Origin of the sequence: Streptomyces sp. NBC_01013 (genome assembly GCF_045162765.1) — a bacterium.
Taxonomy (GTDB): domain Bacteria; phylum Actinomycetota; class Actinomycetes; order Streptomycetales; family Streptomycetaceae; genus Streptomyces.
The window spans coordinates 830858-852493 of sequence record NZ_CP108687.1; the positions used below are offsets into that span (position 1 = coordinate 830858).

18 protein-coding genes are annotated in these 21636 nt (G+C 71.6%); 8 read left to right on the top strand and 10 right to left on the bottom strand.

Going from position 1 to position 21636, the window contains the following annotated elements:
• Positions 1–8: 8 nt before the first annotated feature.
• Positions 9–449, bottom strand: a complete 441-nt coding sequence (locus tag OG538_RS03585; RefSeq protein ID WP_406090031.1) for a YchJ family protein — start codon at positions 447–449, stop codon at positions 9–11.
• Between OG538_RS03585 and OG538_RS03590 the strand changes: the two genes are divergently transcribed.
• On the top strand, positions 448–1731 hold the full coding sequence (locus OG538_RS03590; protein WP_406090033.1) for a membrane-associated oxidoreductase: 1284 nt from the start codon (positions 448–450) through the stop codon (positions 1729–1731). The two genes, OG538_RS03585 and OG538_RS03590, sit on opposite strands and share 2 nt — an antisense overlap.
• 19 nt (positions 1732–1750) lie before the next feature.
• Here the strand turns inward: OG538_RS03590 and OG538_RS03595 are convergent, their stop codons facing one another.
• From OG538_RS03595 to OG538_RS03605, 3 genes are all read right to left on the bottom strand, one after another.
• Positions 1751–2557: an SAM-dependent methyltransferase gene (locus OG538_RS03595; protein ID WP_406090035.1), complete on the bottom strand. Its 807-nt coding sequence runs from the start codon at positions 2555–2557 to the stop codon at positions 1751–1753.
• Between the two features lie 82 nt (positions 2558–2639).
• The gene (locus OG538_RS03600; protein WP_219567121.1) at positions 2640–2876 is read right to left on the bottom strand and encodes a DUF397 domain-containing protein; all 237 of its coding nucleotides are present in this window, start codon (positions 2874–2876) and stop codon (positions 2640–2642) included.
• Positions 2876–3736: a helix-turn-helix domain-containing protein gene (locus OG538_RS03605; RefSeq protein WP_406090037.1), complete on the bottom strand. Its 861-nt coding sequence runs from the start codon at positions 3734–3736 to the stop codon at positions 2876–2878. The genes OG538_RS03600 and OG538_RS03605 overlap by 1 nt, the downstream gene beginning before the upstream one ends.
• Positions 3737–3941: 205 nt before the next feature.
• On the opposite strand from OG538_RS03605, the gene OG538_RS03610 reads away from it, so the two are divergent.
• The 7 genes from OG538_RS03610 (at position 3942) to OG538_RS03640 (ending at position 15476) form a co-directional block, all read left to right on the top strand.
• Positions 3942–4400 carry an ATP-binding protein gene (locus OG538_RS03610; RefSeq protein ID WP_406090039.1) on the top strand — a complete coding sequence of 153 codons (459 nt, stop codon included), beginning with the start codon at positions 3942–3944 and terminating at the stop codon, positions 4398–4400.
• Complete coding sequence (locus OG538_RS03615; protein ID WP_406090041.1) at positions 4394–4834, top strand: hypothetical protein; 441 nt, start codon at positions 4394–4396, stop codon at positions 4832–4834. Before OG538_RS03610 ends, OG538_RS03615 begins: the two co-directional genes overlap by 7 nt.
• Positions 4835–5064: 230 nt before the next feature.
• Positions 5065–8682 carry a DUF4132 domain-containing protein gene (locus OG538_RS03620; RefSeq protein WP_406090043.1) on the top strand — a complete coding sequence of 1206 codons (3618 nt, stop codon included), beginning with the start codon at positions 5065–5067 and terminating at the stop codon, positions 8680–8682.
• Positions 8679–9803 carry an AAA family ATPase gene (locus tag OG538_RS03625; RefSeq protein ID WP_406090045.1) on the top strand — a complete coding sequence of 375 codons (1125 nt, stop codon included), beginning with the start codon at positions 8679–8681 and terminating at the stop codon, positions 9801–9803. The genes OG538_RS03620 and OG538_RS03625 overlap by 4 nt, the downstream gene beginning before the upstream one ends.
• Complete coding sequence (locus OG538_RS03630) at positions 9803–12184, top strand: DUF5682 family protein (protein WP_406090047.1); 2382 nt, start codon at positions 9803–9805, stop codon at positions 12182–12184. Before OG538_RS03625 ends, OG538_RS03630 begins: the two co-directional genes overlap by 1 nt.
• Positions 12181–13386, top strand: coding sequence for a VWA domain-containing protein (locus OG538_RS03635; protein WP_406090049.1), 1206 nt, complete (start codon positions 12181–12183; stop codon positions 13384–13386). Before OG538_RS03630 ends, OG538_RS03635 begins: the two co-directional genes overlap by 4 nt.
• The gene (locus tag OG538_RS03640) at positions 13383–15476 is read left to right on the top strand and encodes a hypothetical protein (RefSeq protein WP_406090051.1); all 2094 of its coding nucleotides are present in this window, start codon (positions 13383–13385) and stop codon (positions 15474–15476) included. The genes OG538_RS03635 and OG538_RS03640 overlap by 4 nt, the downstream gene beginning before the upstream one ends.
• 12 nt (positions 15477–15488) lie before the next feature.
• On the opposite strand, the gene OG538_RS03645 is transcribed toward OG538_RS03640, so the two are convergent.
• The 6 genes from OG538_RS03645 to OG538_RS03670 all read right to left on the bottom strand — a co-directional run bounded on the left by OG538_RS03645 (position 15489) and on the right by OG538_RS03670 (position 21561).
• A complete protein-coding gene (locus OG538_RS03645; protein ID WP_406090053.1) occupies positions 15489–16829 on the bottom strand; it encodes a 6-phospho-beta-glucosidase in 1341 nt (446 codons plus the stop codon).
• A gap of 88 nt (positions 16830–16917) precedes the next feature.
• Positions 16918–18495 (bottom strand): cytochrome P450, encoded by a 1578-nt coding sequence (locus tag OG538_RS03650; protein ID WP_406090055.1) that lies wholly within the window; start codon positions 18493–18495, stop codon positions 16918–16920.
• Positions 18496–18589: 94 nt separating this feature from the next.
• The gene (locus OG538_RS03655) at positions 18590–19204 is read right to left on the bottom strand and encodes a GTP-binding protein (protein ID WP_406090057.1); all 615 of its coding nucleotides are present in this window, start codon (positions 19202–19204) and stop codon (positions 18590–18592) included.
• A complete protein-coding gene (locus tag OG538_RS03660; protein ID WP_136324766.1) occupies positions 19185–19556 on the bottom strand; it encodes a DUF742 domain-containing protein in 372 nt (123 codons plus the stop codon). Before OG538_RS03660 ends, OG538_RS03655 begins: the two co-directional genes overlap by 20 nt.
• Positions 19553–19960, bottom strand: a complete 408-nt coding sequence (locus OG538_RS03665) for a roadblock/LC7 domain-containing protein (RefSeq protein ID WP_024494673.1) — start codon at positions 19958–19960, stop codon at positions 19553–19555. Before OG538_RS03665 ends, OG538_RS03660 begins: the two co-directional genes overlap by 4 nt.
• Positions 19957–21561 (bottom strand): sensor histidine kinase, encoded by a 1605-nt coding sequence (locus tag OG538_RS03670; protein ID WP_406090059.1) that lies wholly within the window; start codon positions 21559–21561, stop codon positions 19957–19959. The genes OG538_RS03665 and OG538_RS03670 overlap by 4 nt, the downstream gene beginning before the upstream one ends.
• Positions 21562–21636 lie beyond the last annotated feature (75 nt).

Genomic DNA, 21636 nt, shown 5'->3' on the forward strand with positions numbered 1-21636 from the left:
GCAGACCGTCAGTCGGCGAAGACGGCCGCTTCGTAGACCCAGGCGCCCTCGTGCCGCACGAAGCGGCTCTTCTCGTGGAGCGAGTCGCGGTGACCGTCGGCCGTGTAGTGCGCCCGGAAGGTGACCGTGCCCGAGGTGTGGAAGGCGCTGCCCTCCGTCGTCTCCAGGATCTCCAGCCCCTGCCAGCGCTGCCCGGGATCGAGATCGAGTACGGCCGGGCGGTGGTCCGGATGCCAGGTGCGCAGCAGGTACGCGACGTCCCGGACAACGAAGGCGGTGTACCGCGAGCGCATCAGCGCTTCGCACGTCGGTGCCGGAGCGCCGGCGTGGAAGCGCCCGCAGCACTCGCCGTACGCGGCGGGCAGCCCGCACGGGCACGGCGACGTGGCCGTGATCGGGGAGACGGGGGCGGCGGCGGGCCGCCCGGGACGTGCGGTGCGTCGGGACATGGGTCCATTGTGGCCCGACACGGCACCGGACCGTGCGGCGGACGTCGTCCTGCGCATCCTGACGTCCGAACGGCTGGGCGTGGGTGCCGGGTTGACTTCGACGGGGTCCGGGAATGCGGCAGCCGGTGATCCGGAGCACGCCATCGACCCGGATGGTGGCGGCTGCCAGCCCGGGAAGTACCGAATTGCTCAGCTTGAGCTGCCTCAGCTGCGCCCCGTACCGGTCCAGCTGGGTGGCTCTAAGATCACCCAGGCCCTGTTCGGTGACCGGGCGAGGATCGGGGTGCACGCGGACGGCTCGACCGCGTTCAACGAGAAGCCCGTGCTCCAGCTGAACCACAGCGTCATCGAGGACGATCTGTGGCTGCCGGGGCTCGTCGTGCACGGCGAGTTCGGGCTGAACGGCGCCACCGTGTCAGGTCAGATCCGGCTCGACGACGCCGAGCTGACACATCCCGGCGCAACCGCTCTTCGGGCGGAGACCCTCACGGCCGGGTCCGACCTGCACGCGATGAGGATCCGGATCCAAGGCCTTGCGAATATGCGAGGAATGCGCATACCGGGGCAATTGAACCTCTCGTACGCCCGACTCTCCAATCCTGGCGGAGTGGCGCTCCGCGCGAGCAGCTGCACCATCGGCGAGTTCTGGCTGCGGGCCGCCGCTCCCATTCGGGGCGCCGTGAACCTGCGTCGCACACAGATCGACCTGATCCACGCCGAGCCGGCCGTATGGCCGCGGGACGTGCGGCTCGACGGGCTGAGCTACACGGCCCTGCTGCCGAGCCTGCCCGCCGGAGAGCGGCTGCGCCTGCTCGAGCGGGAGGGCGACGGGTACACCCCGTACGCCTACGAGCAGTTGACGACGTCGTACCGGAGGATCGGCGACGACAACGCGGCGCGCACCGTGCTGCTCGCCAAGCAGCGGCGCCATCGCGGCACCCTGCCCCGGTACGCCCGGCTCTGGGGATACTTCCAGGACGTCACCGTCGGATACGGCTACCGCCCCGTCCGGGCCGCCGCCTGGCTCCTGTCGCTGCTGCTTCTGGGCACACTGACGTACTCACTGCACGGACCCGATCCGCTGAAGGCGGACGAGCATCCGCCGTTCAACGCGCTGTTCTACACCCTGGACCTTCTCCTGCCGCTCGTCGACTTCGGCCAGGAGAAGGCGTTCAATCCGCAGGGCTGGTACCAGTGGCTGTCCTATGCGCTGACCGTGCTGGGCTGGTTGCTCGCGACGACGATCGCCGCGGGCATCACCCGCTCGGTCAGCAGACAGTGAGGGTGCACGCCCCCGCCGCTCAGACCTTGCGTGCCACGCCCGCGTAGCCCGGGATCGGCTCGTCGCCCGGGACGTCGACGACCTCGCCGAGCTCCGGGTGCCAGTCGGCGGAGAGCGAGACGCCGGGGTCGACGAGTTCGAGGCCGTGGAAGAAGGCGGTGAGTTCGGCGCGGCTGCGCGGACGCAGGGTCATACCGCGGGCCCTGTACATGGCGGCGGCCTGGGCGGCGCCCTCCGGGTCGAAGTCGCCGGTGGTCTGCGAGAGGACGAGGTAGCTGCCGGGGGCGAGCTGCTCGACCAGGCGGTCCACCAGTTCCGCGGCGCCGTCCTCGTCGTCCAGGAAGTGCAGCAGGGCCAGCAGGGACAGGGCGATCGGCTTGTCGAAGTCGAGGACCTTGCCGGCCGCCTCCAGGATGACCTCGGGCCTGCGGGCGTCGGCCTGGATGTACTCCGTGGCGCCTTCAGGGGTGGAGCGCAGCAGGGCCGCCGCGTGGGCGAGGACGATCGGGTCGTTGTCGCAGTAGACGATGCGCGCGTCCGGCGCGGTCCGCTGGGCGATCTGGTGGAGGTTGGGCTCGGTCGGTATGCCGGCGCCGATGTCGAGGAACTGCCGGATGCCGTTCTCCGCGAGCCAGCGGGTGGCACGGTGCATGAACGCCCGGTTCACGCGTGCCATGTCACGGCCTCGCGCGTCCACGGCCAGCAGTTGCCGGGCCATCTGCTCGTCGACCGGATAGTTGTCCTTGCCGCCGAGGAACCAGTCGTACATCCGCGCGGGATGTGGCTTGCTCGTGTCGATCTCGATGGGGGGCTCGTGCCCGGTCATGGCGCGCTCCTTGAATCCGTGGTCGGCGAACAGAGAACGAATGCGGTGCGCGCGGCGACCGGGAACCGTCCGCGCGATGAGGTCAGGTCAGGAGGAAGTCTGCCTGACCGGCCTTGGCGCCCTGGATGAAAGCGGCGATCTCTCGGTGGGAGTAGATGAGAGCCGGACCGTCGGGGTCCGCGGACTGGCGCATGGCGATTCTTCCGTCGGAGAGCTTCATCGCCTCGACGCAGTTGCCGCCGTTGCCACCGCTCCACGGCTTGTACCAGCCCTCGGAGCCGAGATCGGCGGCCGGCATGCCGTTGTATATGGGTGTCATCACAGCTCCTTGCGGAAGTCCCGGAGGATTTCCTTCGTGCGTTGTGCAGTCGCGGCCTGGGCCGCCATGCGGTCCATGACCTCGAGGTACGAAGCCACCTCGGGGCGCGCGTCGAAGTAGACCGCCCCGGTCAGGTACTCGCTGTAGACCATGTCGGGGAGTTCGGGGACGGCGAACCGGAAGAGGACGAACGGCCCGTAGGTGCCCGGGTGATGACCGGTCGAGAACTCGGCGATCTGCAAGGTCACGTTGGGCATCTCGGTCGCTTCCAGCAGCCGGTCGGTCTGGGCGCGCATGGCTTCGGGGCTTCCCACCGGACGGCGCAGCACCGTCTCGTCCATGACCACCCACAGCCTGGGGGCGTCCGGCCGGGTCAGCAAGGACTGCCGCTCCATCCGGAGCGCCACATGGCGTTCGATGTCCTCGGGCCTGGTCTGGCCGACGGCGCCGGTGCGCATCACCGAGCGTGCGTAGTCCTCGGTCTGCAGCAGCCCGGGGACGAAGTGCGGCTCGTACATGCGCAGGAGGGCAGCTGCGCCCTCCAGGCTGACGTACATGCTGAACCAGTCGGGCAGCACGTCGTGGAACCGCTGCCACCAGCCGGGCTTGTTGGCCTCCTCGGTGAGGTCGACGAAGGCGTCCGTCTCCTCCTCGGCGATCCCGTAGGCCTTCAGGAGCGACTGCACGTAGGGGATCTTGAGGGCGACCTCGGCGGTCTCCATCCTGCGGATCGTCGCCGGAGCGACGCGGAGCACCTTGGCTGCCTGGTCCCGGCTCAGGCCGACACGCTCCCGCAGATCCTGCAGGCGCTTGCCGAGAACGACCTGACCCACGGTCGGGGCGGACCGCGGTTCGCTCACTTGAGACCTCCCCATGCGCTGTTTGCCAGCAGTGTGCCATGTGCGTGCCACCAAGAACACAACCACTCTGAATTTTTCAGAGTGCCTCTTGCCAAGTGTTCGCGACAGGGGGAGAGTTGGTGAGTGAACCAGTTCACTCGTCATGCCCGCCCTCTTTCTGGAAGATCGCGAAGCGTGACACAGCCCCCACTGTGAGGATTCGGTCGTGGCACCTGGCAGTGCGCTCATCCCCCGGCTCATGGACCTCAGGCCCGGGACCGAAGCGCTCCGGTACTGCTTCGCGCTGCCCGCGCAACCCGAGTCGGTCGCCGGTGCCCGGCGGCTGACGCGTGCCCGGCTGGACCAGTGGCGGATGGACGACGACGCCTACGAAGCGGCGGTCCTGATCGTGTCCGAACTGGTCACCAACGCGGTGGTGCACACCGCCAGCTCACGCGTCGTGTGCGAGTTGCGCTGCCTCGACACCGTCCTGCACATAGCCGTACAGGACCAGGGGCACCAACCCGGAGGACCGCGCTTGGGCACCGGCGCCGACGACGAGCACGGACGCGGCCTGCTGCTCGTCGACGCGATGTGCAGCGCCTGGGGGTCCCGCGACGCGGGGAACGGCTCGGGCCGCATCGTCTGGGCGGAACTGCCGCACGGCTCGGAGCACTCATGCTGAAGAACGCCATGTCCCATCTCCTCGGAGCCAGGCGCTCCCGCGAACCCGGCTGTGCCCCGAGCGGCAGCATGGTGCAACTGCCACTGCCGGCGGCCCTCTCGGCAAGCCTGGGCTGTGACGCGGTGGGGATTCCCGCACACTTCGGCTTCCGGCTGATGTCTCACCTGCCGCGGACGGGCTGCGTGTTCGCGGATGCGGACCGCTGGTGGTGGATCGTGCCTTCCGGATCCGACCTCGATCTGGACTGGCCCGCGCAGGCCGCCTACGCACGGGGGGCCTACGTTCCCGCCGTCCGGCCCCGGCTGATCCACCAGCCCGAGAGCCGTACCCCGTACACCCCGCCCATCCCCCTGTTCCTCATGGTCTGCCAGGTGACGGGTGTGACACCCTCATGGGCGCCCGCGGGCGGGCCGCGCGTCGTCTCCGCTCCCTGAGTCCGTTCCGCGCGGAGGTGGGCCGGGGCGCCGGACGGTAACCCGTTCCGCGGCCTCGCCTCCTGCTCCTGCCGGCGTCCGCGCCCCGGTTGCACGGCCCGGTCGCACCCCCTCTCCTCGGTCCCGGCCCCCGGTCACGCTGCGTTGTCAGTGGTCGGTTCTACTGTGGAACCACTGATCGAAAAGCCCCGTGGCAGCGCGGGTCGAACGGGTGTGAAGGGGGCGGACCTGTGCGTCGCTGGGAGTACGTCGAGGGCAGTGCGTCGAAGTTCTGGGAGACCGGGGCGAACGGCGCCGTGGTGACAGTGCGGTACGGACGCTGCGGGAGCGAGGGACGCACGCAGACGAAGGAGTTCGGGTCCGCGGAGGCGGCGGACGCGCACGTGATCAGATCGATCGCCGAGAAGGAGCGCAAGGGGTACCGGGAGGTGGGGCCTTCGGCTTCACCGCCCTCGGCCGGCCGTGCTGATGCACCGACCGGGACGGAGCCGAGCAGGGCGGCCGAGGATCAAGGCGCGCTGCCCGACGAGGACTCCTTCGTCATGCCGGCCGGCTGGCGGCGTGTGCTCCATCCCCGGCGGGGCGGCATGGTGCGCACGCCCGCCCGCGCCCAACAGCCCCAGCTCGACGCCGTCGAGGCGCGGATCACCGAGGAAAAGGCGTGGATCCAGGAGTTCCTGGACGCGCCCGGTAGCGACACGGGGCTCGTGGAGCAGGTCCGGGGACACCTCGCCGGCAGTCACTCGCCGGCCGGGGCCGCGGCCGTGGCTTCGATCGTCGGACTCGTCTCGCCCCGTGCCGCCGGCTGGGCCGACAGATGGGTGCGGCTGCACGGACTGCCGTTCGCGGCCCGAGCCACGGTGGAGCTGTTCGTGACCGAGCCCCACTGGACGCAGCGGGGCTCCCACCGATCCGACCCCTGGCTGGGGACACGCACGCACACCCCACAGCCCTACTGGACCCAGGCATGCCGTCCGGTCGCCGACCGGGTGCGCTCGCTGCTCGCCGCAGCAGACGAGGCGACCTATCGGGACACCGTCGAAGCACTCTCGCGGTGCCGTACCGACTCCCTTCGGAAGATCCTCACGGCCTATCTCGCGCCGAGCGAGACCGATTGGGTCGCCGACCTCTGCGCGGATCCCGAAGTAACCGCCGAGCGGGACGAATCCTTCCTCTCCCTGGTGTACTGCTCTCTCAACTCCGCCCACCAGGCCGAGGCCTTCGCGCACAAGCCGTCCCTCGGTCACAGTGCCGCCCTGATCGCCACCACAGCGGAGGGCATCGGCGCAGCCGTCGTGCCGCTGCTCCGCCCGGACCTGCGCTATGTCTACTCCTCCGCGGACCGCCTGAAGCAGGTCGCCAACGCCCTCGTGGAGTTCCCGACGGACGAGGCGTTCCTCCTGCTGCTCGGCCACTCGGACGTGAAGCACGTCCGTCCCGCCCTCATGGAGGCGATGCGCCGCTATCCGGTCCGGGCACTGCGCCTGCTCACGGCCGAGGTCCGCGACCACGACGGTGCCGCGTCGAACACCTCGCGCCAGTTGCTGGCGGGCCACATCGCCGCCCACCCCGCGCTCGTGGACAGGGTGCTGCCGACACTCGACAACGACCTGGCGGAGATCGTCGGACCACTCCTGCGCCCGGCGAACCGGCTCGCCGAGGCGGCGGCCGACGCCCTGCCGGCCGTACTGACGTCCCCGCCGTGGACCCGGCAGCGGAGCAGGACGAAGCCCACCCTCGTCACCGGTCTGACAGCAGCCGGCGAGCCCGTCATGGAGTGGCTGCCCGGCGAGCGGGAGCAGTGGGCCGCCACCACCAGCTGGTACACCCGTCGGCACGACAAGGGCGACTGGAAGAGGGACATCGCGGCGCTGCGCCACGACCTCGACGCCCGTGACCTGCGTCCGGCGTGGATCTATGTCCACGGACCCGAGGAGCTGGTCACACCCGGGCTCGCCACCTGGGACCCGACCGACGTGTGGGACGGCTCCGACACCCTGAAGCCGATTGCCGCCCGCTTCGGACTCACCGCGCTGCCGCTGTTGCTGAGGGTCGTACCTCGGCAGCCGAGCTCCCTCGCCCCGTTGCTGCTCCCCTTCGTCGACGAGTCGGTCGCCCGGCACATGGCCGACTGGGCGGTGCGGCTCAAGTCGACCGCATCCACTGCTCGTTCGTGGTTCAAGCGGCACGGTGTCCGGGCTGCCCCGTTGCTCGTGCCCGACGCCCTCGGCAAGGCCGGCACCGCGCGTCGCGCCGCCGAAGCGGCCCTGGTCCAGATCGCTTCGCTGCACGGTGATGCCGTCGTGCGCCGCGCCGCCGAGACACACGGCACGCAGGCGGCGGACGCGGTGGCCGCGCTGCTGACGGCCGATCCGCTGGAGCGGGCACTGCCCGCCGTCGTGCCGACGATGCCGGGGTGGGCGGATCCCGCGCTGCTGCCGCAGATCACCGTCACGTCGGGGGCCGCCCTGCCGTCGGAGTCGGTGCGCCACGTCCTGACCATGCTCGCGATGTCGAAGCCCGGAGAGCCGTACCCGGGCCTGGCTGATGTCACGCGGATCGCTGACTCCGCCTCCCTGGCCGAGTTCGCCTGGGCGCTCTTCGAGCAGTGGCGGCTCGCTTCCCTTCCCCCCAAGGAGTCATGGGCGCTGCACGCCCTGGGCCGGCTGGGGAACGACGAGACGGTACGCCGGCTCACACCCGTGATCCGGTCCTGGCCGGGCGAGGGTGCCCACCACCGCGCGGTCGAAGGTCTCGACGTACTGGCCGTGATCGGCAGCGATGTGGCCCTCCTGCATCTGCACGGCATCTCCCAGCGGGTGAAGTTCAAGGCGTTGAAGGTCAGGGCCGGGGAGAAGATCGCCGAGGTGGCCGCGGGCCTCGGGTTCACCGGGGAGCAGCTCTCGGACCGTCTGGTGCCCGACTTCGGTCTGGACAGTGACGGTTCGACGGTCGTCGACTACGGCCACCGGACCTTCACGGTGGGCTTCGACGAGCAGTTGCGGCCGTACGTCCAGGACAGCGACGGCAAGCACCGCAAGGACCTGCCCAAGCCGGGCGCACGGGACGACGCGGAGCTGGCCCAGGCCGAGCGCAAGCGATTCATGAGCCTGAAGAAGGACGTGCGGACGGTCGCATCCGACCAGGTGCGCCGGCTGGAGGCCGCGATGGTGGCGGGCAGGTCCTGGACGGCGCAGGAGTTCGGCGATCTGTTCGTCGCTCACCCACTGCTGTGGCACCTGGTGCGGCGCCTGGTGTGGCTGAGCGAGACGGACGGGGAAACCACCGCGTTCCGGGTGGCGGAGGACCGCACGTTCGCCGATGCCGACGACGAGACCTTCGCCCTCTCCGCAGACGCGACCGTTCGCCTGGCCCATCCCCTGTACCTGGGTGCGGAGTTGACCACCTGGTCGGAGGTTTTCGCGGACTACGAGATCCTGCAGCCGTTCCCCCAGCTGGGGCGTGCCGTGTTCACGCCGACCGAAGAGGAAGCAGGCGGCTACCGGCTGACCCGCTTCGAAGGCCTCCAGGTACCGACGGGCAAGATCCTCGGCCTGGAGCGACGCGGCTGGCAGCGCGGGGTCCCTCAGGACGCCGGCGTGGAGCGCTGGATCTCCAAGCGTCTCGGCGACGGCCGCTACCTGGTGATCGCCCTGGACTCGGGCATTGCGGTCGGGGTCGTCGACATGTTCCCCGACCAGACCCTGGAAACCGTCTGGCTGGACACGGAGCCCGGTGACCACTGGCGGAGCAGGAGTTACGAGCTGCGCTTCGACGGGCTGGACGCGGTCACCGTGTCCGAACTGCTCGCCGATCTGGCCGAACTCACCGAGGGCGTCGCGTCATGACGGTGCGGAATCACGGACCCGGCGGGGTGGCTGCCCCGGTACAGCGTCCGCCCGCCGAGGAGCGGTATGCCGAGGAGCTCTCCGCGCTCCGGGCCGATGACCGTGATCCACGTCCGCCGGGCTGGGAGTTGAGCCTGCGCGCCGCGCGCCGATTCGTCGTCGGGGACCCGCAGAGGGGAATCAGCCGGAAGTTCGTCGGCAACCCCTCGCTCGTGGACCGGGCGCTGGTGACCCTGGCGACCAGTCGCGGGCTGATGCTCGTCGGCGAGCCGGGCACCGCCAAGTCCCTGCTGTCCGAGCTGATCGCGGCCGCGGTAAGCGGCGACTCGACCCTCACCGTGCAGGGTGGCGCCGCCACCACCGAGGACCAGATCAAGTACGGCTGGAACTACGCGCTGCTGGTCGCCGAGGGCCCCTCCACCCGCTCGCTCGTCCCCGCTCCGATGCTGCGCGGCATGGCTGAGGGACGACTGGTCCGCTTCGAGGAGATCACCCGCTGCCCGCTGGAGGTTCAGGACTCGCTGCTGTCCCTGCTCTCGGAGCGGGTCGTGGCGATCCCCGAGCTGACCGGACCCGACGGCATGGTCTTCGCCCGCCAGGGGTTCAACGTCATCGCGACGGCCAACACACGCGACCGTGGGGTCAACGAGATGAGCGCGGCGCTCAAGCGCCGGTTCAACTTCGAGACCGTGTTCCCGATCCCCGACCTCGACGCCGAACTGGCTCTGGTCGAGGCCGAGGTGACCACACTGCTGCGACGCTCCGGCGTGGAGCCGCCGCCCGACCGGGAGGTCCTGGAGGTCCTGGTCGGTACGTTCCGCGAGCTGCGGGCAGGAGCCGGGGCCAAGGACGGCTCCACCGGGGGCACGGACCGGCCCACAGCCGTGATGAGCACGGCGGAGGCGGTGTCGGTCGCGCACGCGGTGGGGGTACGCGGCTGGTTCCTGCGCGGCGAGGCCGGCAGCGCGGCCGATGTGGTGGCGTGCCTGGCGGGTACGGCGGCGAAGGACAGCCCGGAGGACCTGGCCCGGTTGCGTCGCTACCTGGAGCAGCAGGTGCACCGCCGTCGCTCCCCGCAGTGGCAGGCCCTGTACGACGCACGCCATCTGCTGGCCGACTGATGACCGCCGTGTTCCTGGGGGTGCGCCACCACTCCCCGGCCTGTGCCCGGCTCGTCGAGCGCACCATCGAGGAGCTCCGGCCGGCCCATGTGCTGGTGGAAGGGCCGGTCGACATGAACGGGCGACTGGACGAGCTGCTGCTTGGGCATGCGTTGCCGGTCGCCGTGTTCAGCCACTACCGCGACGCGCGGCGGGCAGCGACGTCATGGACCCCGCTGTGCGACTACTCCCCCGAATGGGTCGCGCTGCGCGCGGGCCGGGCGGCGGGTGCGCAGGTCCGCTTCATCGATCTGCCGGCCTGGCATCCGGCGTTCGCCGAGCGCACCAACCGGTACGCCGATGCCGAGCTCCGGTACGCGGAGGCCACCGAGCGGCTCTGCCGGCACTTCGCGGTGGACTCCTGCGACGCGCTGTGGGACCGCCTGTTCGAGGTGGAGCCGGACGAGGGCATCGCCGAACGGCTGGACGCGTACTTCGCACTCGTACGGGGGGACGCGCAGGCCGACGCGGGGGACCGGGCGCGCGAAACGTACATGGCCGCGTGGGTGCGGGCGGCGGTGGACGCGGCTGGTGCGCGCCCGGTGCTGGTGGTGACCGGCGGCTTCCACCAGCCCGCCTTGCGGGTGCTCGCCGCGGCCGGCGGTGACGACGCCGACAGCGCTGACGATCTGGGGGGTGGTGCGAGGGATGCGGGTGGCTGGCCGGTGGTGCCGGCAACACCGCCCGGTGCGGACGCGGGGAGTTTCCTCGTGCCGTACTCGTTCCGCCGGCTGGACGCCTTCTCGGGGTACGAGTCGGGGATGCCGTCGCCCGGCTACTACCAGCAGGTGTGGGAGCTCGGTCCGCAGGCCGGGGCCGACGCGCTGTTGCGCGCGGTGGTCGAGCGGCTGCGGGCCCGCAAGTTCCCCGTGTCCACCGCCGATCTCGTCGCTGCCCGCGCTCTGGCCCAGGGACTCACCATGCTGCGCGGCCATCCCGGTACGGCAAGGATCGATGTCCTTGACGGCCTCGCGGGCGCGCTGATCAAGGACGATCTGGACGGGCCACTGCCGTGGACGGTCCGGGGTCCGCTCCGCGCGGGCACCCACCCCGCGGTCGTCGAGATGCTGGCCGCCTGCGGCGGCGAGCGCACCGGGCGGCTCCACCCCCGCACACCGGCTCCGCCGCTGGTTCATGATGTCGCGGAACAACTGGCCCGGCTGGGACTCGACGGCGGCCCCGGCGCGCACCTCCGTCTCGACCTCACGGCGCCCGTGGACCTGGAGCGCAGCCAGGTCCTTCACCGGTTGCGGGTGCTCGGTGTCCCCGGCCGGGCGCGGACGGCCGGGCCCGAGCACGGCATCGACCCGGTGTTCGCCGAGCGTTGGGAGTCCCGTTCGGCGGCCGGGCAGGAGGCGGCGCTGGTCGAGGCGGGGGCCTATGGCGCGAGCCTGGCCGAGGCGGCGGCAGCGGTGCTCGCCGAACGGACACGGGAGGAGGCGGGGGCCGGCGCACTGGCCGGGGTGCTGTTCGACGCCGTGCTCTGCGGGGTGAGCGACCTGTCGGAGCGACTGCTGTCCGAGCTGGCGGCGCAGGTGGGCGGGCTGGCCCAGGCCGGTCCTCTCGGTGAGGTGCTCGCGACGGCCCTGGGTCTGTGGCGGCACGACCGGGTCTACGGAGTGGCCCGCGGCCCCCTGCTCGCTGCGGTGATCGGCAGGGCGACGGACCGTCTGCTGTGGCTCGTGGAGGGTGCGCGCGGCCCGGCAGGGGTGGACCTGCCCCGACTGCGCGCCGTGGTCGCCGTTCGTGATGCGGTACTGCACGCACCGGAGTTGCTCGGCGTGCCCCGGGAGACGGCGGCCGCTATCGCCCGGCGGGTCAGCCGCGATGCGGGGGCGCCGGCCGATCTGCGGGGCGCCGCGTTCGGCCTGCACCGGGTCCTCGCAGCGCCGTCCGCCGGCTCCGAGGGCCCGGAGGAGGCGGTCCAGGAGATGGCCTCCGCCGGCACGGACGCCCTGGGCGACTGGCTGGCCGGACTCTTCGCCCTCGCCCGGGACGAGGTGACGGGAACGGCAGGAGGCGGGACCCCTCCCCACGGGGGCACCCTGTCCGGAGCGGAGGGCGGTTCGTTGATCGGAGTGCTGGACGATCTGATGTGCACCCTGCCCGCTGAGGCGTTCCTGGCCGGGCTGCCCGCGCTGCGCCAGGCCTTCGCGTTCTTCCCGCCGCGTGAACGCGAGCGGATCGCCGCCCGGTTGCTGGAGCGACGCGGCCTGCGGGGCTCCGCGCGCGGCCTGTTGCGCACCACCGGCGACCCGCTGCTGATCGCCCGCGCCGGGGCGCTGGAGGACCGAGTGACCGCTCTTTTGACCCGCTACGGACTCGGAGGCGCCTCCTCATGACCGGGCCCACCCCGCACGCCTCCGATCCGCAGCCGGACCCCACGGGGGCACGGCACGCCCCGGCCACCGCCAACGATGCGGGGCTCGAACGCTGGCGTCTCGTGCTCGGTTCCCCGGCCGAACGCCACACAGGCCCGCTCGGACCTGGGCAGGCGGGCCAGGACGCCGCGCTCGACTGGCTCTACGGCCGCGACCCCGATCTGAGCCGACGAGGCGTGCGCCGTACAGGGAACACGCCGCGCACGGGCGGCGACGGCCCCTCCCCCGTGACGGCGATCGACTGGCTCGACGACATCCACCGGTTGTTCCCGAAGGAGACGATCGAGCGCCTGGAGCGTGACGCCGTCGAGCGGTACGGCATTCAGGAGATCGTGACCGACCCGGTGGTGCTGGAGCGGGTCGAACCGAGCGCGACACTGCTGCGGGCCGTGCTGCGTACGAAGCACCTGATGAATCCCCAGGTACTGCGGCTGGCCCGGCGGATCGTCGAGTCGGTCGTCGCACAACTGCTGGCCCGGCTGCAACCGGAGATCAGCCGGGCGTTCCACGGCACCCGCTCACGGAAGCCGAGCCGCACCCCCCTTGCGAGGAACTTCGACTTCGGCCGGACCGTGCGGGCGAACCTCGCCCACTACCAGCCGGACGAGCGACGCCTGCTCATCGAGCACGCGCACTTCCACTCCCGCACCCGGCGCCATGTGACGCAGTGGCAACTGATCCTGCTCGTCGACCAGTCGGGCTCGATGGCCGGATCGGTGATCCATTCCGCGGTGACGGCCGCGTGCCTCTGGGGCCTGCCCGGCCTGAAGACGCATCTCGTCGCCTTCGACAGCAATGTGGTGGACCTGACCTCCGACGTCACGGACCCGGTGGAGCTGCTGATGCGGGTCCAGCTCGGGGGCGGCACGGACATCGCGCGGGCCGTGGCGTACGGCGCGGAGCTGGTGGAGAATCCGCGACGCACGATCGTCGCGCTGATCACCGACTTCTACGAGGGCGGCGACGCCCACCGGCTGCGCCGCCTGGTGCGCTCCCTCGTGGAGCAGGGCACCACGGTGCTGGGACTGGCGGCGCTGGACGAGGAAGCGAATCCGGACTACGACCGGGAGCTCGCCGGTGAGCTGGCCGAGGCGGGCGCCCACATCGGGGCGATGACGCCGGGCCGGCTGGCGGAGTTCGTCGCGGAGAGGCTGGGACGATGACGGCCCCCGCCACCGACCCGTCCGAAGCGCGGGCCGATCTGCTGGCCCTGACTCCGGACACGCTGGCCACGCTCGCCAACCGGGGGCTCGTCAAGCGGGCGGCGAAGGAGCTGGACGCGGGCACCGTGCCCGAGCTCACGACCGAGCCGGACACGACGCTGCGGGCCGTCTTCCCCGACGGCACGACCGCCGCACTGCCGCCCGGTATCGGCCTGGACGACGGCACGTGCAGTTGCGCCGCCCCCGGGATGTGCCGCCACCTCCTCGCACTGGTCCTCGCCTACCAGCGCCGGGCCGGGGAGACATCCGGCACCGCCCCCGCAGTGGTGCCCGACTGGTCGCCCGGCAGGATCGTGGACGCCGTACTGACGAGAAGTGTGGGCGCCCGTCCGGTCGCTGCGGCCCGTCGCGCCTTTCAGCAGGGGTACGGCGCCGTGGTGCACAGGCCCACGGCCGACCACCCCGAGCCCTGGGTGGAACTACCCTCCTGCACGGTCCGCTTCCCGGTACCGGACGAGGTGGCGTACGCCACCACGGACGCCGCCGCCGCGCGGCGCGGCGAGATGGTCGCGCTAGCCGTCTGGGCCTTCCGCGCCGCTGACGAAGCGGGGACGCGCGAGCGATCCATGACCGTCCGCGTCGGCGGCCGCACAGCCGACGGCGGTGCGGCAGCCACCGGGAGCCCGGCCGGGAACGGTGCCGGCCGACGCGGCACCGCAGGCAGGACGGGCTCGGGGCAGCTCGACGCGGCCGCCGCGCTGGCCGACGAGTTGCTCCTGGAGGGCGTGGCCCAGGCCGGCCCCGTACTCCGCGGTGCACTGGCGCGGGCGGGCGAGGCGCTCGCCGCCGAGGCGCTGCACTGGCCCGCGGGCGCTCTCGCGGACCTGACCCGCCAGCTGTCCGCGTACGCCGACCGCAGCGCCGCGTACCGCCCCGAACTCTTCTCCGCGCTGCTCACGGAGGTCCACGCCCGTCGGCTCGCCTCGGCCGTTCCGGGCGCGCTCGGCACCGGCGAGGCCGCGGACACGCCGTTGCGCCGGGTCAGGCTCACCTCGCTCGGCTGCCGCATCCGCGGCACGGCCCGAACCCCGGTCGCCGAGGTGTACTTCGCGCACCCCGGTGCCGGAACCGTGCTGGTGCTGCGCAGGGCGTGGGACGTGCCCGAGGGAAAGGAGTTCACCGGGCACGAGCTGGCCGGACGGCGGCTCCTGTCCACCACCCTCGGCGCTCTGGCCACCGGTAGCCTGATCAGCGAGAACGTACGGCGCACCGCGGGACGCTCCCTGACGATCACCAGGGGCCGCATCGGCGCCACCACCATCACTCCGGTCGGGGCCGCCTGGACGGAGCTGCCGGCCCCGCTGCTCGTCAACGACCTCTGCGCGCTCTCCGCGACGTGGGAGGGCCGGCCGCCCCGGCTGGTCCGGCCGCGCGTGGAGGCCGAGGCGGTCCGTGTGGTCGCCCTGTCAGCGGTCGAGGAGGTGGGCTACGACCCGGGCGAGCAGCGCCTGGAGGCCGTGGTGCGGGACGGGGCCGGGAATCACGCACTCCTCACGTCTGAGTACCGGCCCCAGTGCCCCGGAGCCCTGGACGCGCTGGCCGACGCTCTTCAGCGGGGTGCCACCCATGTCAGCGGTGCGGTGGTCCGTGCGGGCGGCGGAATCCGGATCGACCCGATCGCGGTGTTCACCCCGGGCGGAGTGACCGTGCCCGATCTGGCGCCGGGTGACGGCGCCACCGCTCTGGCCGGGGCCGTACCGCGGACCCCGGACCCGCTGACCGCGGCTCTGGACGAGGCCATATCCGCCCTCGCCGCGCTGGCCCACGGCGGGCTGCGGCGGCCGTCCGGTCCGGCGCGTGCCCGGACCGCCGAGGCGGCCACCAGCCTGAACCGCACCGGGCTGACACGTGCGGCAGCCCTCCTGCGTGCCGTACTGCAGGCACTGGATCACGACGGTGGGCGCGCACTCCCGGAAGGAGGCGACGCCCCTGCGGCCTGGCTGGCAGCTCAGCTCCATCTCCTGGCCGGCAGCGAACTCCTGGCGGCGGAGGGCACCCGGCCCCGGTCCGGACCGGACCGCATCCCCTGACCCGGAGATCTCTCAGCTCAGGTACGAGAGCCCCGGGTGCACGTTCACGTAGCCCTCGGCCAGTCGGCGGGCGACCGAGACGGAGTCCACCAACGGGTGCAGTGCGAAGGCGCGGACGGCATCGGCGCGTGAGCCGCTGGCTGCCGCGTCGAGCACCGCGCGTTCGACGGCTTTCACAGCGGTCACCAGGCCGACGGCGTGGTACGGGAGCGGATCGACGGTGACGGGGCGGGCGCCGTTCGCGTCGACGAGGCACGGCACCTCGATGACGGCGTCCGCGTCGAGCACGGAAAGCGTGTTCCGGTTACGGACGTTGAGGATCAGGGACGTCTGCTCGTTCCGGGCGACGGCCCGCATGAGGGCGAGCGCGACCTGCTCGTAGCCACCGGAGTCCAGATCGCTCTCGTCCCGCTCGCCGGCCCCCGCGACATCCCGGTTCTCCGACATGTACGTCGCCTCGCGCTCGGCGCGGGTGCGGTCCCAGGTGGCCAGTGCAGGCGTGGTGGGGTCCTTCATCCGGCCGTAGAAGCCCTCCTGCTGTTCACGGAGGAAGGCACCGCGGGTCTGTTCGGCGTCCTGGTAGGCGCGGACCGCCTCCCGGTTGAAGTAGTAGTAGTGGAGGTACTCGTTGGGGATCGCGCCCAGTGAGCGCAGCCAGTCGGCGCCGAAGAGCCGGCCTTCCTCGAACGAGCCGAGCAGTGCGGGGTCGGCGAGCAGGCGCGGGAGTTCGTCGCGGCCCTCGACATACAGCCCCCGCACCCAGCCGAGGTGGTTGAGGCCGACGTAGTCGATCCTGGCCCGGTCGGGGTCGGCGCCGAGCACGCGGGCGATGCGGCGGCCGAGGCCGACGGGTGAGTCGCAGATCCCGATGACCCGGTCACCTAGGTGGTGGGACATGGCCTCGGTGACCAGGCCTGCGGGGTTCGTGAAGTTGATGACCCAGGCGTGCGGGGCGAGCCGGGCGATGCGCCGGGCGAGATCGACGGCCACCGGCACGGTGCGCAGCCCGTAGGCGATGCCGCCGGCGCCTACCGTCTCCTGGCCGAGGACGCCCTCGTCGAGTGCGACTCGTTCGTCGGCGGCCCGGCCGGCGAGGCCGCCGACCCGGATCGCGGAGAAGACGAAGTCGGCGCCGCGCAGTGCCTCGTCCAGTGCGGTGGTGGCGACGACGGTGGGTGCGTCCTGGATTCCCTCGGCCTGTTCGGTGAGGACCCGGGCCATGGCGGTGAGCCGGTCGACGTCGCTGTCGTAGAGGGTGACGGCCGAGACGCGGCCCTCCGCGTGGTCCGCGAGCAGCGCCCCGTACACGAGTGGAACCCGGAATCCGCCGCCGCCCAGAATTGTCAGCTTCACGCTTCCGCATGGTACGTGGGGTGGCGGAGCGAGGCGCGGACGACCGGCCGGTGGCCGGTACGCCCGCGCCCCACGGCGCCGGCTGCCGTCAGTACCCGTTCCACCAGCGGGTCACGACGCGCCACAGCCTGGCCGGGGCCGCAGGCCTGCGCTGCTGCGGGATCATCCCCGCAGCGGAGCCGCCGTCGGTCCCGCCGTCGACGGATCCGTCGACGGCGACGGTCACGCCCGCCGGTCCCGTGCCCGGCGTCGTGCCGGCCGGTTCCGTGGGGACGGTGGCGCGTACCGGGGTCGGCGCCACGTGCCGTACCGCGGACTGCACCTCCCAATCCTGGCGTGCCGGGTTCGGCTTGCCCATGGAGGGGGGCTCCCGGTCGTCCTGCGGGGAGCGCGGCGCGAATTCGGCCGGGAGCTCCACCAGGTGGCGGCCCATGATGTTGCCGACCCAGCGCAGTTCGTTCTCGTCGACGGCCAGTTCGAGGTCGGGCAGGCGCATCAGCAGGGCGTCGACGCCGACGTCCGCGATGGCGCGGCCGATGTCCTGGCCGGGGCATTCGTGGGGTCCGCCGCTGAACGCGAGGTGGGCGCGGTTGCCCTCCATGTTGGCGTCGAGGTCGGGGCGCACCACCGGGTCGGTGTTGGCGGGGGCGATACCGACGATCAGGGCATCGCCCGCCTTGATGCGCTGCCCGCCCAGTTCCGTGTCGCCCACGGCCCAGCGGCCGAAGACCGCGGTGAACGGCGGCTCGTCCCAGAGGGTTTGCTCGACCGCCTCCGGGACGGTCATGTGCCCGCCGCTGAGCCGGGCCCGGAAGCGCGGGTCGGTGAGCACCATGCGGAGCACGTTGGCGATCAGGTTGGTGGTCGCCTCGTAGGAGGCGATCAGGATGAGCCGCAGGTGCTCGGCCACTTCCTGGTCGTTCATGGCGGCGGGATGCTCGACGAGCCAGGTGGCGAAGTCGTCCGCGGGTTCGCGGCGACGCCGTTCGACGAGGCGGTTCAGCGCGGCCAGTACGTAGGCGTTGCTCTCGACCGCGGTCGCGGTGCCGCGGGTCATGTCGCGGGCGGCCTGCACCATCCGGTCGTTGTACTCCTCCGGCATGCCGAGGATCGCGCACATCACCATCATGGGAAGGCGCTCGGCGAACTGGCTGACCAGGTCGGTGCGGCCCTCCCGGCAGAAGTCGTTGACGAGCCGGTTGCTGTAGCGGTTGACGTGACGCCGTACGCCGCGGGTGTCGATCCTGCCCATGGAGTCCGTGACAGCGCCGCGCTGACGCTCGTGTGTGGCACCGTCGGCGAAGACGCAGATCGGCTGCCAGGTGAAGATCGGTGCCAGGGGGTGGTCCGGCGCGACGCTGCCGTCCTGCAGGGCCCGCCAGCGGCGGGAGTCCCGGGAGAACTGCGAGGGCGTACGGGTCATGTGCAGGTTCTCGCTGTGCCCGAGGACCAGCCAGGCCGGTACGTCGCCGTGCAGCAGCACGGGGGCCACCGAGCCGTGTTCGGCGCGCAGTTTGTCGTACAGGCCGCGCGGGTCCTGTTCCGCCTCGGGGCCGTAGAGCCGTCGCAGGCCTCCGGGCCCGATGCCGAGGCCGTGGGCGGGGCACTCGGGGGGCGGAACCGGCCCCGTGGCCTCGCCGGGTTCGTAGTGGAATGGGGATGTCACGATCGCTCCAGGTATCAGGCTGCCGAGGGCCGGACGGATGAGGGGACGCGGTGGGGGCGCGCGGATCGGGTGCGGGCGACGCGGGCTGCGCGACTCAGCCGAGCGGTACGGCCACGCTGTGCAGATAGCGCATCAGGGTCATCAGCACATCGCGGCTGGAGGCGCGCAGCCGGGCGTCGCAGTCGATCATCGGGACCTCGTCCGGAAGGTCCAGGGCGCTGCGCAGCGCCTCGACGGGGTGATGCGGCGCGTCGGGAAAGGTGTTGACGGCGACGACGAACGGCACGCCTCGTTCCTCCAGCCGCCCGATGACGTCGAAGCTGACTTCGAGCCGTCGCGTGTCGATGAGCACGACGGCTCCGAGCGCGCCTTCGAACAGTCCGTTCCACAGGAACCAGAAGCGCTCCTGGCCCGGGGTGCCGAACAGGTAGAGGATCAGCTCCTCGCTGATGCTGATCCGGCCGAAGTCCATGGCGACGGTGGTGGCGGTCTTGCTCTCCACCCCGAAGTTGTCGTCCACGCCGACGCCGGCCTGGGTCATGGTCTCCTCGGTGGTCAGCGGACGGATCTCGCTGACCGAGCCGACCATGGTCGTCTTGCCGACTCCGAACCCTCCGACGATCACGACCTTCACCGCGGCGGTGGCCGTGGTGGGAAGGACGTCCTCGCTCCGTGGGCCCGTGATCGTGTCAGAGTTTCTGAAGTCCATGCATCACCGCTTCGAGGAGGGACCTGTCCGGGAGAGTCGCGCGGACGATCGGTGCGCGCGACTCGATCAGTTCCGTGGCGAGGAGTTCGGTGAGGAGCGAGGTCACCACGCTGAACGGCAGGCTGAGGTAGGCGGAGATCTCGGCGACGGATAACGGTGCCTGACAGAGCCGCAGGATCACGGCCTGCTCGGGCTGGACCGTCGGTGTCGGCTGCGACTTGGAGACCACCATCGTGACCAGGTCGAGCGCTGCCCGCTCGCTGCCGTCGGGATCGCCGGTGATGACGTACAGCCGTTCCGGATCGCTCAGTGCCGGATCGGCCTTGCGGCGTTCTCGTCGGGAAGAACTCATCCGGCCTGCCCGTCGTGTCGGGGCGGGCTCGTGAGGTGGGCGCCGATCCGTACGACCATGTCGCGCATCCGCGATCCGACGAGCCCCGCGTCGACGGTCTCACCGGCGAGTACCGCGAGGTACGCACCGGCACCGGCCGCCATCAGGTAGAAGAAGCCGCCCGTCACCTCGATGACGACGAGCCGCATTCTGCCGTCGCTGTACGGGATTTCCGAGGCGACCGCGGCGGCCAGGCTCTGCAGCCCGGCGCAGGCCGCCGCGAGGCGGTCGGCGACGTCGGGGTCGCCGCCGTGCCGGGCGATGCGCAGGCCGTCCGCGGAGAGCACGACGATCTGGTGGATGTCGGGGACGTCGTCGGCGAGCTCTTTGAGCATCCAGTCCATGTTGCCCCGCTGCTGGATCACTTCAGGTCTCCCTTGTCCCACGCGTCGTCGGAGTCTTCGTCTGTCCCGGGCTCCTGGGGCACGCCGTTGGCGGCCTTGGTGAACGCCTCCAGCCAGATCCCGGGAGGCGGCTCCTTGCCGTTGGCGTGACCGTTGCCGTAGCCGTTGCTCCGACCGTTGGCCGGGTCGGTGTGCTGGGTGGGGAGGTTGTGCGAACCCAGCGGTGCGCGGCCGCGGCTGCGGCGCTGAGGGAGTCCGCCCGAGGTCCATTCGGTCACGACGGGGGCGTCGTCCTCCATGGCGACGGCCGGGGTGGCGGGACGGGTCTCCGGTGCGACCGGTCCGGTGGCCGGACGGGAGGCCACGGGCCGCGGCTTGCGGTGGGCGCTGCGGGCCGGAACGACGTGCTTCATGTCCGCGAGGTCGATGTCACTGGTGGGCCGCGACGTGGCGCCGATGCCGTGGGCGATACCGGGAGCGGGGCCGGTGGTGATCATGGCGCGGGGCACGATGAGCACCGCGCGGACACCGCCGTACGCGGACTGCCGCAGTGAGACCTGGAGGTCGTACATCCGCGACAGCCGGCCGACGACCGCCATGCCGAGGCGGGGGGACTCGCCGAGGTCGTTCATGCTGGAGCCGGCCTGGGCTCTGGCGAGCATGTTCTCGGCGCGGGCCCGTGCCTCCTCGCTGAGGCTGACGCCGCCGTCCTCGATCTCGATGGCGATGCCGGTCTGGACCTCGACTGCGGTGACGTGCACGCGGGTCTGCGGCGGCGAGTACCGGGTGGCGTTGTCGAGGAGTTCGGCGCAGGCGTGGATGAGCGGTTCGACCGCGGTGCCGATGATGGCGACCTTGGCGATCGAGTGCAGGTCGACGCGCGGGTACTCCAGGATGCGCGACATCGCGCCGCGCAGCACGCTGAACAGCGGGACGGGCTTGGGCCACTGACGGCTGGGGCGGGCGCCGCCGAGTACGGCGATGGAGTCGGCGAGGCGGCCGATCAGCGCGGTGCCGTGGTCGATGCGGAGGAGGTCGTCGAAGACGTCGGGGTTGCGCCCGTGGTGCTCCTCCATCTCCCGCAGTTCACTGGCCTGCCGGTGGACGATCGCCTGGACACGGCGGGCGACGTTGACGAAGGCGCGCTGCGCGGAGTCACGCGTCGCCTCCTCGTTGTCGATGATGTCCAGCACGGTGTACACGAGGGAGCGCTGGGCGTCGGGAAGGTGGCGGTAGACCTCGTCGGCGTCGACGACGTCCCGCAGCACCTCGTCGGGCGAATTGCCCACCCGCAGCCGGTGGATGGCCGCGGGAAGGAGCTCCTTGCTGATCCGTACGGTCTCTTCGTCGTAGTTGGCGATGCGCCGCTCCAGCGCGGTGACGCGATGCTCGTAGTGCGCGCGCTGCCGACGGTTCGTACGTGAGCGGCGGGCGAGTTCGGCGGTGAGCGCGGCGACCACGACGGTGGCGAAGACGCCGCACCAGACGACTGGTATCCGCGCGGCCTCGGCAACCAGCGCCACGGCGGCCGCGGTTGCACCGGCCATCACGAGGACGGGCAGCAACACGGCACGTACGACCGGTGTTTCCCGGTCGATCGGTGGTGATTCAACACGAACCATCTAAAACCTCTGGCGGTTGATTCGGGAGGTAATCAGGAGGTACGGCGCTTGCAGGGCAGTAGGGAACAAGCGCTC